The 15996-nt window shown below is 32.0% G+C and carries 18 protein-coding genes and 1 tRNA gene; 11 read left to right on the plus strand and 8 right to left on the minus strand.

Annotation, left to right across the window (positions count from 1 at the left end; genetic code table 11):
• The first annotated feature begins 1 nt into the window (after nucleotide 1).
• Nucleotides 2–655 carry a DUF3386 domain-containing protein gene (locus EU98_RS00395; RefSeq protein ID WP_032516524.1) on the plus strand — a complete coding sequence of 218 codons (654 nt, stop codon included), beginning with the start codon at nucleotides 2–4 and terminating at the stop codon, nucleotides 653–655.
• A 5-nt stretch (nucleotides 656–660) separates the two neighbouring features.
• Here EU98_RS00395 and EU98_RS00390 read toward each other — a convergent pair whose 3' ends face one another.
• Together EU98_RS00390 and EU98_RS00385 are read right to left on the minus strand one after the other, a co-directional pair.
• Nucleotides 661–906, minus strand: a complete 246-nt coding sequence (locus EU98_RS00390; RefSeq protein ID WP_002807817.1) for a hypothetical protein — start codon at nucleotides 904–906, stop codon at nucleotides 661–663.
• Between the two features lie 107 nt (nucleotides 907–1013).
• Nucleotides 1014–1652: a methyltransferase domain-containing protein gene (locus tag EU98_RS00385; protein ID WP_032516525.1), complete on the minus strand. Its 639-nt coding sequence runs from the start codon at nucleotides 1650–1652 to the stop codon at nucleotides 1014–1016.
• A 152-nt stretch (nucleotides 1653–1804) separates the two neighbouring features.
• On the opposite strand from EU98_RS00385, the gene EU98_RS10030 reads away from it, so the two are divergent.
• The 5 genes from EU98_RS10030 (at nucleotide 1805) to EU98_RS00365 (ending at nucleotide 5220) form a co-directional block, all read left to right on the plus strand.
• Complete coding sequence (locus EU98_RS10030; RefSeq protein ID WP_193743056.1) at nucleotides 1805–1975, plus strand: hypothetical protein; 171 nt, start codon at nucleotides 1805–1807, stop codon at nucleotides 1973–1975.
• A 2-nt stretch (nucleotides 1976–1977) separates the two neighbouring features.
• The gene (locus EU98_RS00380; protein ID WP_032516526.1) at nucleotides 1978–2310 is read left to right on the plus strand and encodes a phenylpyruvate tautomerase MIF-related protein; all 333 of its coding nucleotides are present in this window, start codon (nucleotides 1978–1980) and stop codon (nucleotides 2308–2310) included.
• Nucleotides 2311–2331: 21 nt separating this feature from the next.
• Entirely contained in the window at nucleotides 2332–2718 is a 387-nt protein-coding gene (locus EU98_RS00375) for a DUF1824 family protein (protein ID WP_032516527.1), read from the plus strand.
• Nucleotides 2719–2875: 157 nt separating this feature from the next.
• The gene (gene glyQ / locus EU98_RS00370) at nucleotides 2876–3754 is read left to right on the plus strand and encodes a glycine--tRNA ligase subunit alpha (protein ID WP_032516528.1); all 879 of its coding nucleotides are present in this window, start codon (nucleotides 2876–2878) and stop codon (nucleotides 3752–3754) included.
• A gap of 131 nt (nucleotides 3755–3885) precedes the next feature.
• Nucleotides 3886–5220, plus strand: coding sequence for an iron uptake porin (locus EU98_RS00365; protein ID WP_032516529.1), 1335 nt, complete (start codon nucleotides 3886–3888; stop codon nucleotides 5218–5220).
• 61 nt (nucleotides 5221–5281) lie between these two features.
• Here the strand turns inward: EU98_RS00365 and EU98_RS00360 are convergent, their stop codons facing one another.
• Entirely contained in the window at nucleotides 5282–5521 is a 240-nt protein-coding gene (locus tag EU98_RS00360; protein WP_032516530.1) for a hypothetical protein, read from the minus strand.
• 71 nt (nucleotides 5522–5592) lie between these two features.
• Nucleotides 5593–6261 carry a Fe2+-dependent dioxygenase gene (locus EU98_RS00355; RefSeq protein WP_032516531.1) on the minus strand — a complete coding sequence of 223 codons (669 nt, stop codon included), beginning with the start codon at nucleotides 6259–6261 and terminating at the stop codon, nucleotides 5593–5595.
• A 102-nt stretch (nucleotides 6262–6363) separates the two neighbouring features.
• On the opposite strand from EU98_RS00355, the gene EU98_RS00350 reads away from it, so the two are divergent.
• From EU98_RS00350 to EU98_RS00335, 3 genes are all read left to right on the plus strand, one after another.
• Nucleotides 6364–7386 (plus strand): extracellular solute-binding protein, encoded by a 1023-nt coding sequence (locus tag EU98_RS00350; protein ID WP_032516532.1) that lies wholly within the window; start codon nucleotides 6364–6366, stop codon nucleotides 7384–7386.
• A 61-nt stretch (nucleotides 7387–7447) separates the two neighbouring features.
• Nucleotides 7448–7532: transfer RNA gene (locus EU98_RS00345), tRNA-Ser, on the plus strand.
• A gap of 925 nt (nucleotides 7533–8457) precedes the next feature.
• Nucleotides 8458–10257, plus strand: coding sequence for a hypothetical protein (locus EU98_RS00335; protein ID WP_241466407.1), 1800 nt, complete (start codon nucleotides 8458–8460; stop codon nucleotides 10255–10257).
• Nucleotides 10258–10265: 8 nt separating this feature from the next.
• Here EU98_RS00335 and EU98_RS00330 read toward each other — a convergent pair whose 3' ends face one another.
• Entirely contained in the window at nucleotides 10266–10520 is a 255-nt protein-coding gene (locus EU98_RS00330) for a 2Fe-2S iron-sulfur cluster binding domain-containing protein (protein ID WP_032516534.1), read from the minus strand.
• Nucleotides 10517–12046 (minus strand): cobyric acid synthase, encoded by a 1530-nt coding sequence (locus EU98_RS00325; RefSeq protein ID WP_032516536.1) that lies wholly within the window; start codon nucleotides 12044–12046, stop codon nucleotides 10517–10519. Before EU98_RS00325 ends, EU98_RS00330 begins: the two co-directional genes overlap by 4 nt.
• 66 nt (nucleotides 12047–12112) lie before the next feature.
• On the opposite strand from EU98_RS00325, the gene EU98_RS00320 reads away from it, so the two are divergent.
• A complete protein-coding gene (locus EU98_RS00320; protein WP_032516537.1) occupies nucleotides 12113–12724 on the plus strand; it encodes a nucleoside triphosphate pyrophosphatase in 612 nt (203 codons plus the stop codon).
• Nucleotides 12725–12782: 58 nt separating this feature from the next.
• Here EU98_RS00320 and psbC read toward each other — a convergent pair whose 3' ends face one another.
• Together psbC and psbD are read right to left on the minus strand one after the other, a co-directional pair.
• Nucleotides 12783–14165, minus strand: coding sequence for a photosystem II reaction center protein CP43 (psbC, locus tag EU98_RS00315; RefSeq protein WP_011818757.1), 1383 nt, complete (start codon nucleotides 14163–14165; stop codon nucleotides 12783–12785).
• Nucleotides 14149–15225: a photosystem II D2 protein (photosystem q(a) protein) gene (gene psbD / locus EU98_RS00310; RefSeq protein ID WP_012008034.1), complete on the minus strand. Its 1077-nt coding sequence runs from the start codon at nucleotides 15223–15225 to the stop codon at nucleotides 14149–14151. Before psbD ends, psbC begins: the two co-directional genes overlap by 17 nt.
• Before the next feature lie 181 nt (nucleotides 15226–15406).
• On the opposite strand from psbD, the gene EU98_RS00305 reads away from it, so the two are divergent.
• Nucleotides 15407–15964, plus strand: coding sequence for a photosystem I assembly protein Ycf4 (locus tag EU98_RS00305; RefSeq protein ID WP_032516538.1), 558 nt, complete (start codon nucleotides 15407–15409; stop codon nucleotides 15962–15964).
• The last annotated feature ends 32 nt before the right edge of the window (nucleotides 15965–15996 follow it).

Raw genomic sequence — 15996 nt, forward strand, 5'->3', positions numbered from 1 at the left:
AATGGATAATCTAAAAGAAGTTAATTGTAAGGAGATTTTTAAAAAGGCTTATGAAAATCGTTACACCTGGAAGAATGATTTTTATGGTTACCAAGGTAGATGTATTTTCTTCACTAACAATAATATTCATAAAGGTGACTTCGTATTAGGTAAAGACTTTAAACCAAATATTCAAAAAATAGAAGATGCGAATGTTGTTAAAAGTATTTCCTCTCAGTTATTTGAAGTTTGTATACATAGGGTAAAAAGAGATTTTGAATCAGTGCACTCAGAAAACAATTTTAATTTTCTTAAAAATTCTGAAAGTGGTATTGAAATGATTGTTTCAGGTAAGAATCACGGAGATAAATATAGAGTTAAAAATAACTATATTAATATGGTCTACAGAAAAATACATGGAACTATAATAGAAATTTTTGTTCAAGAATTTTTAGATACAGGAACAGGTTTCCTTAGTAAAAAATATAGTAGTCAACAAATTGATCCAGATACACTAGAGACAAATTCTCAAAAATTGGAATACGAGGATGAATTTCTAAATATGGGTAAAGACAATTATTGGATATTAAATTCTAGGACAATAAAATACTTAAACCAAAATCAAGAAGAAGAAACCCAAAAGTTTGTCTTCGAGGATCTATGCTTATTAAATTAGGTTTTTTATTCAACCAATCTAAAACCTTTATCAAGTAGTTTTTGATATAAGAGTCTTGCTCTAAAAGCTAGAATTTGCTCTTCATTTTCATTACTAATTACATGAAAATAATTATTATCTAATTTATTTTTGCTAAAGCATACATTTGCTTCTCCTAATCTTAAAGTCCAGTTCTCTTCTTTTGCTAAATGCTGATTAGGGCCAAGATCCCAAGGACATTTTTCAGGATATTTTTCTCTTTTAGAACCCATATGATTATTTTTAACTACCCAATATTAGTCAAAATTTAAAAGTATGGCTATGAAAAATTGTTGATAACTTTTTCATAGAGTTCTTGTTTAATGCAATAAAATTAAAATTACTCTTTTGTTGCGATTAAACAATAAAATGGGTCTTTATTTAAAAAATTAAAGATATTAAGTGCTGGTTTAGTAAACTTTTTGATAATTTTTGGCTCACAAAATCCATTTGAGATTAATACTTTTCTTACATATTTAACCCTCTCTTCTTCAGTAGATGAAGTCCATATGTTGGGAGCTTTATGCCAAAATGCTCTGTTTGAAAAAGCAATAATAATCTTTCCATTTCTTTTTAATATTCTTGCGATTTCGTTCGTTAAATTCTCTGGATATTGTAAATATTGCCATGCGGCCACCATTAAGCAATAGTCAATGCTTTCTTTATCTAGAGGAAGTTGTTGACTTAAATTAAAGTTTTGTATCCAATAAGAATCAAAAATTTTGTTTCTTTCAAGTTCTTGTTTGTTTAAACCATGTCCAATTATTTTTTTATATTTTTTCCCTTTAGGTAAATAACTATCCCAACTAGACATTAAATCAAGGACTGTTGAATTATTATCTATTTCTCTTTCATATAAATCTGAAAGATTTTGTCTAAAGTTTGCGTCTAAATGATAAACAAATTTTGGATCAAAATAAAATTCTTCATCATTGCTCTCATCAAGTTTTTTTCTTTGATAATTATTTAAAACTTCCAAAACAAATAATTTAGAATCTACATAACAAATTTAGTAAAAAGAAATTCTAATTGTGTATTAGCAATTGATTTTCAATTAGTAAATTAAAAATTCTCAAAAAAACTAGACATCTATTCAAAAAAAGTTAAATTATTAATAATGATTTAATAATGATGATTGAGTTCAAGAGGAGCAAAAAAAACAGGTCCCAAAATGCTCTTTTCAATCCTTATAAAAACGGAATAAGTTCATACGATATGGCATATCTTTCATCAAAAAGAAATTTAAAAAATAAAACTGTTTATCTAGAAAATGATTCTAAGAAAAATTATCTTGCTGCATAGAGATGCCTTATATTAATGTTTCGACTTCAGCAAAAGTAAATGATAAAGGTAAATTACTTGAAGAAATCTCAATTCTTATTTCATCTTTAACTAACAAATCAAAAAGTTTTGTTATGGCGAAGATAGATGATAATTGCCAAATGTATTTTGATGATGAAACACCTTCTTGCTTTCTAGAAGTCAAATCAATAGGTTCTCTAAATCCTTCAGAAATGGCAAAGCCAATATCAGATTTTGTATATGAGAAAATGGGGATACCAATTGATAGGATTTATATTTCTTTCGAGGATGTACAAGCCTCATTGTGGGCTTGGAATGGAAGAACATTTGGTTAAGAATTTTTAGATATAAAGCTAATGGAAATAAATAAATTAGTCGATTTAAATAATCTTAGAACTGCACCTCAATTAAGTAATAGTCAAGAAAAAAAACTTTTAGAGGAACTAGAAGCAAATATTTTTAATGCTGATTGGATAACAATTGGAATAATGGCACCTTACGATAATAGTGCGATTGAAGCATTACGATCAATTGCTAAGAAATATGCCTCAATAAAATTTCAAAATTTAGATTCTCTTCATGCTGATGGATGTGTTTTTTTAAAAGCTAATCAAAAAACTGGTAATGTTTTTGTGAGAACTGAAAATGGTCTTGGAGAAGGAATTTTAATAACATGTCAGTATGATGAAGATGCTAAAAAATCTAATACTTTTGGACCTTTGCCATTAGATTTTTTTACATAATAAATTCCTCATTTATTTTTTATCAAGAATCTAATTTAATGACAGCTTTTTATCGAATGATAAATTTGAGAACTTCTATTTCAAAATATTTTTTACTTTAAAGTTTTGTTATTATATCTAATGCCATTGTTCTAAATGTTTCCGTTATTTTAATTTAATGTTTTTTCAGGATGTAATTCGAAATTTAAATAATTATTGGTCAGAAGAAGGTTGTTTGATTATGCAGCCCTATGATACCGAAAAGGGTGCTGGGACAATGAATCCTCATACTTTTTTAAGGGCTATTGGACCAGAGCCTTGGAGTGTAGCATATGCAGAACCATGTAGAAGGCCTGCAGATGGACGTTTTGGCGATAATCCAAACAGGGCGCAACATTACTTTCAATATCAAGTAATAATTAAACCTTCTCCAGAAGGAATCCAGGAAAAATATTTGACATCTCTAGAATCTCTTGGGATTAATCCTAGAAATCATGACATAAGATTTGTGGAAGATAATTGGGAGTCTCCAACACTTGGAGCCTGGGGTGTGGGTTGGGAAGTTTGGTTGGACGGAATGGAAGTTACTCAATTTACTTATTTCCAACAATGTGGTGGTGTTGATTGTAATCCAATCCCAATTGAAATCACTTATGGGTTAGAGAGAATTGCAATGTTTTTGCAGGATAAGGAAAGTATCTGGGACTTAAATTGGAACAAAAATATGAAATATAGCGACATTTGGCTTCAATTTGAAAAAAGTCAATGCTCTTATAATTTTAATGAATCTAGTCCTGATAATCTCAGAAAATTATTTGAAATTTATCAAGCTGAGGCAATTTCTTTAATAGAAAAGAAATTAACTTATCCTGCGCTTGATTTTGTTCTGAAATGTAGCCATACATTTAATCTTCTTGATGCTAGGGGAGTAATTTCGGTTACAGATCGTGCTCAGTATATTGAAAAGATTCGAAAATTAGCAAGAGAAGTTGCCTCATCTTGGATAGGGGAAAGAGAATGCTTGGATTTTCCACTAATCAAAGAATCAACATATTGAATCTATAAAAAATAAGATTGAGCTAGTAACAAATGATACGAGCTCTTGATACTTTTATTTCTTTTGTTTTTTGTTACTAGCGATACAGTATAGTTGCCCCTTAATCTGGGCTTTTTTAAGTGTGAGGTAAAATGAAACTCTTCCAACAAATGTTGGTGGCAGGAGCAACATTAGGTTTATTAGCCCCAGTTGCTGCTCAAGCTTCCGATGTAATCAATCTTGAAGAAATGAATAGCTATGCTAGGAGCAATTCAAAAAAATCTTCAAGACTAGACAGTAAAACATTCATTAATGAAGTTAGTGAAGAAGTAGCAAACCTTAATGGTCGTGTTGATGCTCTTGAGGTTAGGCAAAATGTATATGAAGCTGGCAGCTTCTCAGATTCAACAGTTTTAGATGGAAAAGCCGTAATGGCAATTGGTGCCATCGATGGTGGTGATGCACTTGGTTCTAATCATCATGAAAAAGTTTCTACTGCATATGTCTATCAGATGAACTTAAATACTAGTTTTACTGGCGATGACAATCTGTATGTAAGACTCAAATCCGGAGATGGATGGGATGGAGCATTTGATAATAAACCAGGTACCTATCACATAGAAGCTAAAGACACATCAGACGCCTTTAATGTTGATAAGTTGTGGTACACATTCCCAATTGGAGACAAAATTACTGCCACAATTGGTCCAAAAATTGAAAACTACTACATGCTTGCTGCAACACCTTCTGTATACAAGCCTGGTGCTTTAAAGGCATTCAAATTAGGAGGACATGCTTCCGCTTTTGGTGCTAGTACTTCTACAGGTGGTGGTTTAAAATATGAAGCTGATAACGGTTTTGCAAGCAGTATTACTTTTAACTCTAAGAAAGCAGCTACAACAGGTGGTTTGTTCTCTGATCAAGATCAGAATAAGGTCAATACGCAAGTAGCTTACACTGGAGATAATTATCATGTATCTGCCACCTATTCAATGCAAAACGGATGGGACTCATGGAAATACTACTCAACTAAGACTCTGGGAACCAATGCAGGTACAGTAGGTTGGGGTTCTGCTTCAACTCTTGCTACTGTTCAAGCTGATGCAGTTGCTTTAAGAGGCTGGTGGAGACCTGAAAATTCTGGTAGTGCTACTCCATCAATTTCAGTGGGTTATGACACAATCACCTTCTCTAACCGTAGCGATAATATTACTGAAGGTAATGGCTATTTTGTAGGTCTTAACTGGTCAGATATGATCCAGCCAGATGACAAAATTGGTATAGCTTTAGGTCAACCAATGAAGGCTACCAAAGTTTCTTCAGGTACATTAAGTGAAATTGATCCTTTCATGTGGGAAGCGTATTATTCCTTTAGACCTAATGACTCTATTGAAGTTACACCAGCAGTATTTGGTGGAACTGATGTATATGCAGACACAGGAGATGATCTCTTCGGTGCAGTACTAACTACAACTTTCAAATTCTAATATTGAAGTTGACAAAAAAAGGCCTCTTAATTAAGAGGCCTTTTTTATTGCATGAATATATTTACCAACAATTCTCTCCCTCTCCTATGGGAATGCATGCGCTTGACTTTTCTGCCTCTTCAGCTAATTTCTGGGCTTCATCGTCAAGAATAAAATCAGCCTCTAATGGCATATCAGTATTCCATTCTTTAAGTCCCCCTAAGTCATTCCCCCCTGATTTGACGGAATTGGTATTTGCTGTGGAAATGGCGAGTGCGCTTGTAGCTGCAATAAAAATTGAAATTGAACTTTTTTTCAGCATTAGTAAATTCTTTTTTTTTATGATAAACGACTTTAGACTGGGATTCTTTTTGTTGTATAAAATGATTCTTTTTAATCTCCCATAACTCTTAAGAGATTTGAATAAGTTTTAAAAATAAGATCAAGTTCGTCAGATCTGCCATGCTTTGCCAGTAAACTTCTTGCACCTGCGTCTAAATCAAATAAATATTCCCTTTTTTCAGTTGATTTGACATAACTTTCTATCCAACCCACGCATACCAATCTTTCACCATTATGCACTTCATTCACTGCATGCAAGTAAGAACTTGGATATAAAATTATCTCTCCAGCATTTAATTTGAATTTCTCTTCATTATTCATTGTTTCAATAATTAATTCTCCACCTTTATAAAAATTTTTATTCGTCAAAGAAAGAGTAAAAGATAAGTCTGATCTACCAGAAGACATGTATGGATTATCAATATGTCTCCCGTAATGCATATTATTTGACGATTTTGTAAACATTATTCCATGTATTCTTTTTGGTAAAGAAAAACTTTTTATTAATTGGCTAGAAAGGATCTTTTTATTAACTAATTGAGCGTTTTTTTTTGATACTTCAATATTTCTATTTAGTTGCAAATTATTTTTTACTATTGAGGCGTGACTGCCAGCAGTTTTTTTTCCATCTTCCCAATCTTGTTGACTACATTTCTCTAGTTCTTTTTTTATTAAATTTATTTCTTCAGCGTTTAGTAACTGATGGATTAAATAATTCATATGAAATATAAAAAATGATACAAGTTGATGTATAGAAGTTCGCTTTTAAAGTTTCAACACTTTTAATAAGTCTAAAGTAACCATAGATACTATTTTGAAAAAGTGCAAAAACTCAAAAAACTACTTTACACAGCACTAACATGTACATTTTTAATCAATGTAAATATTCCAGTCAATTCAACAGAAAAAGAAGTCAATGTTTATTCGGGTAGGCATTACAATACAGACAGAAGTATTTATAAAAAGTTTGCAGAAGAAACAGGAATTAAAGTCAGGCTTATAGAGGCAGCAGGAATTTCTTTAATCGAAAGATTGAAAAGAGAAGGGAAGAATTCCAAAGCAGATTTAATATTGCTAGTAGATGCAGCAAGAATTACTAATGCAGCTAAAGCTGGATTACTGAAGCCAATAGAATCTTCTAAATTAGAAAATGATGTTCCTGTTGGATTAAAAGATCCAAATAAGGAATGGTATGCATTAACTAGAAGAGTTAGAGTTATGATAGCCAATCCAAAAGCGGTAGATATCAGCAAGATTAATGATTACACTGATTTGGCTGATCCTTCTTTAAAAGGCAAAGTGTGTTTGAGAAATAGAAAAAGTCCATATAATCAATCTTTAGTTGCTAATCAAATAATTAATAAAGGTGAATCAGAAACTAGAGCTTGGTTAAGTGGAATGATTTCAAACGTTTCCCAACCATTCTTCCCGGGAGATATTTCAATAATTAGAGCAGTTTCTAAGAGAAAATGTGGAGTAGGAATCGTTAATCATTATTACGTTGCAAGAATGTTAGCGGGTGTTAATGGAAGAAGAGATGCTTTGTATGCAAAAAAAACAATGGTCCTTACTCCTAATCCTGCGCACGTAAATATTAGTGCCGGTGGTGTTGCAAAATATGCAACAAATAAGAGTGAAGCGATAAAGTTGCTTGAATTCTTAGCATCTCCAGAAGGAAGTAAAGGTTTAGCTGCTCCAACTTTTGAACATCCTTTGAAGGAAGTTAATCAGAACGAAATAGTGAAGAATTTTGGAAAGTTCATACCTGATAGTGTCACGGTGGAAGATCTTGGAGAAAAAAATTCTTTAGCTATTAAATTGATGAAAGATGCAGGGTGGAATTAAAAATTAAGATAATTATATAGATCACAATTTTCTGTTTTTATGTGCATACTTATAAACAGACGGAGAGGTGGCTGAGTGGTCGAAAGCGAACGACTCGAAATCGTTTAATAGGTAACTATTCGTGGGTTCGAATCCCACCCTCTCCGTTTAATTGTCTTACTGTAAAGTTCTATGTGGGTAATAATGATGGAATTCTTACCCATAGAGACCAATTAATTTTGATAAGTGTTAATTTTGAAAGGTGATTTTTAGAATCATTATTTTTGATAATCAATTGGAATATCAGGACTGATATGTACAAAAGAAATCAAAATTTAAAATCAGTAATTTTTAAAGTCTTTTTTACCTATTTAGTTGTATACCTTTTGGCATTAGTATTTAGATATAACAATGATGTTGAATCTTTACTAAATAATATTCAATACAGATATTTGATAGTTTTGAACATAATTTCTATATTTTTAGGTTTACCTTTATCGATTATTTTTGACTTTATATTAATAAAGTTATTTGGGTTATATTATGTTTTATTTTTTTCTCCTGCTTTAGCTATTTTGAGTTTTGTTCAAGTGCTAATTTTGAGAAAAATAAATTTAAAACTTTTAAAAAGAACATCTTTTTTAAAAAAAATAGGAAATAATAATCTTTTAAAATTATTTAAAAACCTTAATTTTAGATCTTCTTACATAATAATTATTAGGTCATTCCCAATTTTGCCTCATATTTTAGGTAGTTATATTATTGCCTCTTCAAAAACTAAAAAAAAGATTATTTTAATAAATACACTTTTGGGTTCAGTTTTTTATTATATTTTTCTATACTTAATAATTTCGAATGTTTAATGAAACTTACTCTTGAAGCTCCTTAAACTCAAAAAATTTATATGAGTTTTAATCCTCTTAATTGGCAGATAAATTTAGAATAAAATATAACTATTAAAAATATTTTTATTATTAGCAAAAAATTTTTTCGGAAACTTTAATATTGATTAATTTTGTTTCAATTGCTTATAATTAAAAAATTACTTTGAAAATATAATAATTATATATGAGGTTGGTTTTTTACTTATTTTTGATTAGTCAATTATTTAACTTTATTGGAGTATTTGCAGAAAAAGTAAGAGAAAATTCGTCGGGGAAAAATACGATTAATTGGGAAAAAACAGATGAAAATAAATCTAAACCTTATAAAAAGATTATTTGGAGATCCTACAAGAATGATGAATCCTATTTTGGAAATGAAAAACAACAAAGTTCAATAATACAAAAGACTAAATCATCAAAAGAAGAGAGAATTTCTGAATCCTCAAAAAAACTAGGTTCTTCTATTATTGAAATTGAACCTTATTTACCTCTCAATAATTTCCTTGAATATGGTGATTTTCAAACCTCAGTTAAGTGGAAATCATCTTTTGAAGGAGGCGCAGCAGGAGGGACCGGCCAACAAAACCCTTCATTTGTATTAGATTATGGGATTTCAGATTCTTCTTTAATGACCATTTATTTTTCTGAGGTTGACGATGATTTATACAATTTAATTGATGGACAAATAGTAAATTACAATTGGCAAAACTATGCTTTTTCATTTAAGAAAAAATTATTAAATAATAATGAGAATAGTTTTGCAATATCAATAGTTCCTACCCTTGAGTATTGGAGGCATGCTAGTGGGGGTAAGAATTCTAAAAGTATTTATAATCAGAAAGATAATCTAGATGGTAAAGATAGATTCGATAATTTGATTGGATCTTTATCTTTGCCTATATCAAAAAAAATAGATGAAAACTTTACGGCATTAATTGTTCCCGGCGTTACCTTCTTGCCTGAAAAATTAGGTTCAAAAGGGATTGGTAAAAATGCGTATGGCAATAATTTCTATATTGGAAGCGGTATTATCTTTGATATGGCTAAAGATGTTGATTTTCTTGCCTCATATACATCTCCCTTAGGCCCGGGTAATAATTATTTTGACAAGGATTTAAACTACTCCAGAAAGCCAATTTATAGTATTGGTCTCGGATGGGATGTTAATTCAAAGATTGGTATTGAAGGAAAAATAACAAATTCATTTGGAGCTACACCCTCAACTGGATTGCTAACTATCCCATCAGATAATCAGCCACTCTACTCTGCAAATATAACTTATAAACCTCACGGAGAGGATACATATCTTAATCATCTAAATGAAAGAGATAAATTGATTAGCACTGGTGGGATTACTGTAAATAATGCTTTAATGCCAAGAGTTGGAACTTCAATAATTAATTTTAACTATGACAATAAGGGAAATTTGTTTGGTTCTTATGGTTACTCTTTATCAAACATATTCAAATTAGAGCTTTTAAATATTGGAAGTTTTAATGAAGTAAAATTAAGCGGGGATAAAAATTCAAATTTATATTCAACTTACTTAGATGACAGTAATCTTAATTTCAGGCTGGGAGGTAAATTATTAATATTTAGTCCGCAAAAAAATGATCTTTATTGGATGTCTTTAAGATCATCAGTTGGAAGAAATAATGATACTAATCAAGGGTATTTATTTACTGAATTTATTAATACTTTTAGATTAAATAATTGGTGGGCATTTAATATGAGTCCAAAATACTTTTTTAGTGGAGTGGAAAGTTTTGGTGGGATAGGCTTCTCAAGTTATATAAATTTATCAGATAATTTGATGATTATCCCAGAAATAAATACTTTACTTAAAAAAGATTGGGATTTGAATTCTACTCTTGCCTTGAGATATTCTTTCTCACCTTCAAAGTCATTAGATTTGTATTATTCTAATGCCGCAGGAGTTCAAGATATTGGACAACTTCTAAAAGATAATGAATATAGATTTGGAATTAAGTTGAATTTTTTATATTAAAAAAACTTTTAATTTTCCCAAAAGGGATCTGTAGTTAAAGAAACCCTTAAAATACACTTTTTATTGTTTTTTATTTCACTAATACAAGCCCTTACTGTTTCACCGTTTACATCTATTTCACAGGCTCCACAACTTCCTGTGAGGCAGCCAGTAGGGATATCTAAACCTGCTTTTTCAGCAGAAGAGAACCAGTTATCACCATCTGAAACAAATGTTTCTTTATTGTTTGGCCAAATTACTTTTATATTTTTTGTTTCTTTCAACTTAAAAATGATTTGAGACTTAAATTTTTGTGGAATTCATTCGCAAGATTATCAATAATAGATTGTCTCTTCTCCTTATAAGATATTGATTTTGTATTTAATATTGGTAGATTTTTTCTCTTTCTTATTAAATTAATATAATGCGTTCTCCAACTGTCATTTTCAAAGATCCCATGAATGTATGTTCCCGCAATAGTTCCTCCTTTATTATTTTCTTTGTACCAACCAAGATCTGAATCTTCAAAAATAGGATTAATCTTTATTGAACTTTGGACGTCATCCAATACAGTTTGACCATTATGAATTTCAAATCCATTAATTTCTGATTGGCATGGCCATATAGATTTAGAGTTGATTTGACGTGTTAATTTTTTTTTAAAAAAAGTCGTTTTTAATGGTAGTAATCCAATACCTTTAATTTTTTGTTCAGAATGATTTTTGGAACCCTCTTTAAAATATGGATCTTCAAGTGAAGCCCCCAACATTTGTAAACCTCCACATATTCCAATAATATTTCCTTCGTTTTTTGAATAGTCCCTTATGTCCTGAGATAATCCAGATTTTTCAAGAAATATTTGATCTTTAATCGTTTGTTTACTGCCAGGCAGAATAATAAAGTCATACTTACTTAGGTTTCGTGACTTTCTAATCCATTCAATTAATATTGTTTCTTCATTTTCAAGTGGATCAAAATCAGAGAAGTTACTAATAGATGGTAATTTTAAAATCCCAACTTTGATTTCAGGATTTTTATCAAGTGATTTTTTTTCTAATAAATCTAAAGAATCCTCCGGAGGGAATGAATCATTTAACCATGGAATAATTCCAATAACAGGGATTTTAGTTTTATTTTCTATCCATTTTTTCCCTTCTTCAAATAATGAGAGATCTCCTCTGAATCTATTTATAATAATTCCCTTAATAAGTTTTTTTTCTTCTGGTTTCATTAATTCAAGGGTTCCAATTATTTGTGCAAATACTCCTCCCCTTTCAATATCAGTAACTAAAATGCAATTAGCATTTAAATACTTAGCAACTTTTAAATTAGTGAGATCTCTATGAATTAAATTCATCTCGACCGGACTTCCAGCCCCTTCGACAATTAAACGGCAATTCGGATTTCGTTCGTAAATAGACTTTAAACTTTTTTTAATTACTTCCCAGCCTGGAATAAACCAATCTTTATAGTAATTTTGCGCAGTTGTAGTCCCTATGCTTTTGCCAAGGTGAATGACCTCGCTTATTGAGTTTCCTTGTGGTTTTAATAAAATGGGATTCATCTCTGCAGAGGGATTAATGCCACAAGCAAAAGCTTGAAGTGCTTGTGAATAAGCCATCTCTCCACCTTCCCAATCAACCCAAGCGTTGTTACTCATATTTTGTCCTTTAAAAGGTATTGGTTCTTCTCCTAAATTTTTAAGAATCCTGCAAATAGCAGTAACCGTTAACGATTTCCCTGCTCCACTGGAAGTCCCTAGGACCATTATTGGTTTCTTTGTTTCATGTAATTCTGCTTCTAACTCCATTAGTAATTTTTATTAATTTTAAAATTTATTAATTATTAAATTGAATTATAATTTGATAAAAAATTTGTGTTAATTCTAGCCTCTGCTTCTCAATCTAGAAAGAAATTACTAGAAAATTGTCAAATCGAATTTATCCAAATATCAAGTGACTTTGATGAAACTACTATCCAAGAAAAGAATATATTAAATTTAGCTTTGGAATTATCTTTTCAAAAGGCTAATAGTTTATCTGAAAATATTCAAAATATATCATTGCCCGAAGAATTTAATTATGGTCTTTTGGAAATCCTTGGGTGCGATTCAATTTTTGAATTTAATGGAAAAGCTTATGGAAAACCATCTAATAAAGAGGAAGCATTTATTAGATGGAAAAAAATGTCTGGAGAATTTGGATTTTTACATACTGGTCATACTCTAATAATTGGAAATTTTAATTCAACATCCAAAATTTTTAAAATCACTGAAATAATAAAAAAAACAGTAAGTTCAAGAGTTTATTTTTCTAATTTGGAAGATTGGGAAATTAAGAGTTATGTAGATACAAACGAACCTTTATATTGCGCCGGTGGATTTGCCTTGGAAGGTATAGGCGGTAAATATATAGAAAAAATAGAGGGTTGCTTCAGTAATGTTATGGGTTTAAGTTTGCCATGGCTCAGAGAAAATTTATATAGATAAAAAAATTGAGCAAAAAAAAACCCTATCTTTAGATAGGGTTTTTTAGTAGAAGTAGAAATTAATCTAAATCAGGCATTTCTAGAGCTGGTTCACTCTTTCTGTCGATTCCTTTTTCGAAACCAGCAGCGGCTGCTCTAGCACGTCCAGCATGCCAAAGATGACCTATGAATGTAAACCATCCTAGGAAGAATTGAGCTGCAGCTAACCATTGTCTTAAATTAACAAAGTTAACAGCATTTGGCTCTGTAATGATTCCACCAACGGAGTTGATAGAAGCGTTAGGAGCATGAGTCATGTATTCAGCAGCTCTTCTTACCTGCCAAGGCTGAATATCATTTTGGATTTTCTCAAGGCTTAATCCGTTAGGACCCCTTAAAGGCTCTAACCATGGACCTCTGAAATCCCAAAATCTCATTGTTTCACCACCAAATATAATTTCACCAGTAGGAGATCTCATGAGATACTTACCTAAACCTGTTGGTCCCATTGTTGAACCTACATTAGCTCCAATTCTTTGATCTCTCACTAGGAAAGTAAAGCTTTGGGCCTGTGAAGCTTCAGCATTTGTTGGGCCATAAAATTCTGAAGGGTAAGCAGTGTTGTTAAACCAGATGAAAGTTGAAGCAATGAAACTTGCTACACAAATTCCACCAAGAGCGTAACTTAATAGTCCTTCACCATTCCAGATGAATGCTCTTCTTGCCCATCCAAAGGGTTTAGTAAAGATGTGGAATATTCCTCCAATTATTGCAGTAATACCCACGTAAACATGTCCACCAACAATATCTTCAATGGAGTTCACACCGATTATTGAACCAGCTCCTCCCCATGGAGATCTGAATAGATAACCAAGGATAACTCTTGGATCTAAAGTTGGATTTACGAGTCTGACTTCACCACCACCAGGTGCCCATGTGTCATATGCACCACCAATAAAACACCAGTTTACTGACCATGCTAGTGCACCTACACCTAAAACGATCAAATGATATCCAAGGATATTTGTCATTTGATTTTTATCTCTCCAGTCGGTAGAGAAAAATGGGAAATCTTCTTCGAGTTTTTCTGGACCTGCTAATGAATGGTAAATACCACCAAAACCTAGAACAGCGGAGGCTATCAAGTGAACCACGCCTGCTTGGAAGAAAGGCATGATATCAGTAACTTCACCACCGGGGCCTATTCCATAGCCAAACATTGCAACGTGTGGCATACAGATTAAACCTTGCTCCCACATTGGTTTATCAAAGGTAAAATGATTAACCTCAAAGAGCATCATTGCTCCTGCCCAAAAGACTATTAATCCAGAGTGAGCAATGTGAGCTCCTAATAGACGTCCAGATAAATTGATTAATCTAGCGTTACCTACGTACCAGGCATAACCAGTTTCCTCAATACTTTGGTTTGGAGCTCTTAATAAATTATTAAAGGGCGTTTCCACGTGGAAGAACCTCCTCAGGGAATACAAAGTTTTCGTGTGGTTGATCCACAGAAGACATCCATGCTCGCATACCTTCGTTCAAAAGTATATTTTTTGTATAGAAAGTTTCAAATTCTGGATCTTCTGCTGCACGGATTTCTTGGCTTACGAAATCATAAGCTCTTAGATTTAGTGCTAAGCCGACAATACCAATTGAAGATGTCCACATACCCATAACAGGTACAAATAACATCAAGAAATGTAAGAAACGCTTGTTTGAGAAAGCAATACCGAAGATTTGACTCCAGAATCTATTCGCTGTAATCATTGAATAAGTTTCTTCTTCTTGAGTTGGGTCAAAAGCTCTAAATGTTGAACTTTGAACCTTACCATCTGTGTAGATACTTGTATCTTCATACAAAGTATTTTGTACTGTAGCTCCGTGAATAGCGCAAAGTAGAGCACCACCAAGAATTCCAGCAACTCCCATCATGTGGAATGGATTTAGAGTTATATTGTGAAAACCTTGAATAAACAGGATGTAGCGGAAAATTGCTGCAACACCAAATGAAGGAGCGAAAAACCAACTATGCTGTCCTAAAGGATAAATAAGGAAAATACTTGTAAATACTGCGATTACTGCTGAAAAAGCTAATGCGTTGTATGGTCTAATTCCAACAAGGCCAGCAATTTCAAACTGACGAAGCATAAAACCAATTAGGCCAAATACTCCATGTAATGCAACGAAGTTCCAAAGACCACCAAGTTGTAGCCATCTTACGAAACTACCTTGGGCTTCAGGACCCCATAAAAATAGAAGACTGTGTCCCATGGCATCACCAGGGGTGCTTACAGCTGCTGTTAAAAAGTTACAACCTTCAAGGTATGAGCTTGCAACTCCGTGTGTGTACCAAGAGGTAACAAATGTTGTTCCGACAAACCAACCACCTATAGCAAGGTATGCACAAGGAAGTAGAAGTAGTCCGGACCAACCAATAAATACAAAGCGGTCGCGCTTCAACCAATCATCGAGGATATCAAACCATCCTCTTTGTGGGGCGCTACCAACTGCGATCGTCATGAGAAATCGTTTTTAGCTTCGGGATACGCAGTGACTGTAACAAAGATTGAGAGTAATGTGGGGAAATATTTGTATATCTGAAATGCCTTGTAAAGCTTTCCTGACTTTTTTATTAAAAATTAGGTAAGAATACTCCCTTAGTTTGTTAAATTATCTGAATTAGCACTAAAAAAAGATAAAAATGAATTCAGACCTCACTTCTTTCGATAAAATCGAACAAAAAATTGGTGGATCAAGAAAAATTTCAAATTATATTATTGGAGGAATGTTAACTATTGGAGGTATTGGTTTTCTTTTGGCCTCTATTTCTAGCTACACAGGAAGGGATTTATTACCTTTAGGAAATCCTTCAACTTTATTGTTTATCCCTCAAGGAATAATAATGGGAGCATATGGAGTAATAGCCAATTTATTAAATTTTTACTTGTGGTATTTGGTTTATATAGACTTCGGTTCTGGAAGTAATTATTTTGATAAATCTTCAAAATCTGTAGAAATAAAAAGAAAAGGATTATTTAAAGATGTTGAAGTTCAATTGAATTTCGATGAAATTAAATCTGTTAAGTTGGATATAAGTGAGGGTTTTAATCCTAGAAGAAGAATTACCTTAATATTAAAAGGTAGAAAAAAACCTCTCCCTTTAAGCGGAGCAGGTGAACTTAAACCACTGCTTCAGGTTGAAGAAGAAGGAGCTCGTCTGGCTAAATTTTTAGATGTAAATCTGGAGGGCCTAAAATAAAAAAAAAATATTTTTTGAAAACATTATCTTTT

Origin of the sequence: Prochlorococcus marinus str. MIT 9314 (assembly GCF_000760035.1) — a bacterium.
GTDB classification, from domain to species: Bacteria; Cyanobacteriota; Cyanobacteriia; order PCC-6307; family Cyanobiaceae; genus Prochlorococcus_A; species Prochlorococcus_A marinus_B.

Excerpts from the sequence above, each read along its gene's own strand:
- EU98_RS00355 (WP_032516531.1), bottom strand. The coding sequence starts at position 6,261 with ATGAATTATTTAATCCATCAGTTACTAAACGCTGAAGAAATAAATTTA.
- EU98_RS00325 (WP_032516536.1), bottom strand. The coding sequence starts at position 12,046 with ATGGAGTTAGAAGCAGAATTACATGAAACAAAGAAACCAATAATGGTC.
- EU98_RS00395 (WP_032516524.1), top strand. The coding sequence starts at position 2 with ATGGATAATCTAAAAGAAGTTAATTGTAAGGAGATTTTTAAAAAGGCT.
- EU98_RS10030 (WP_193743056.1), top strand. The coding sequence starts at position 1,805 with ATGATTGAGTTCAAGAGGAGCAAAAAAAACAGGTCCCAAAATGCTCTT.
- EU98_RS00365 (WP_032516529.1), top strand. The coding sequence starts at position 3,886 with ATGAAACTCTTCCAACAAATGTTGGTGGCAGGAGCAACATTAGGTTTA.
- EU98_RS00375 (WP_032516527.1), top strand. The coding sequence starts at position 2,332 with ATGGAAATAAATAAATTAGTCGATTTAAATAATCTTAGAACTGCACCT.
- EU98_RS00360 (WP_032516530.1), bottom strand. The coding sequence starts at position 5,521 with ATGCTGAAAAAAAGTTCAATTTCAATTTTTATTGCAGCTACAAGCGCA.
- EU98_RS00305 (WP_032516538.1), top strand. The coding sequence starts at position 15,407 with ATGAATTCAGACCTCACTTCTTTCGATAAAATCGAACAAAAAATTGGT.
- EU98_RS00390 (WP_002807817.1), bottom strand. The coding sequence starts at position 906 with ATGGGTTCTAAAAGAGAAAAATATCCTGAAAAATGTCCTTGGGATCTT.
- glyQ (WP_032516528.1), top strand. The coding sequence starts at position 2,876 with ATGTTTTTTCAGGATGTAATTCGAAATTTAAATAATTATTGGTCAGAA.
- EU98_RS00380 (WP_032516526.1), top strand. The coding sequence starts at position 1,978 with ATGCCTTATATTAATGTTTCGACTTCAGCAAAAGTAAATGATAAAGGT.
- psbD (WP_012008034.1), bottom strand. The coding sequence starts at position 15,225 with ATGACGATCGCAGTTGGTAGCGCCCCACAAAGAGGATGGTTTGATATC.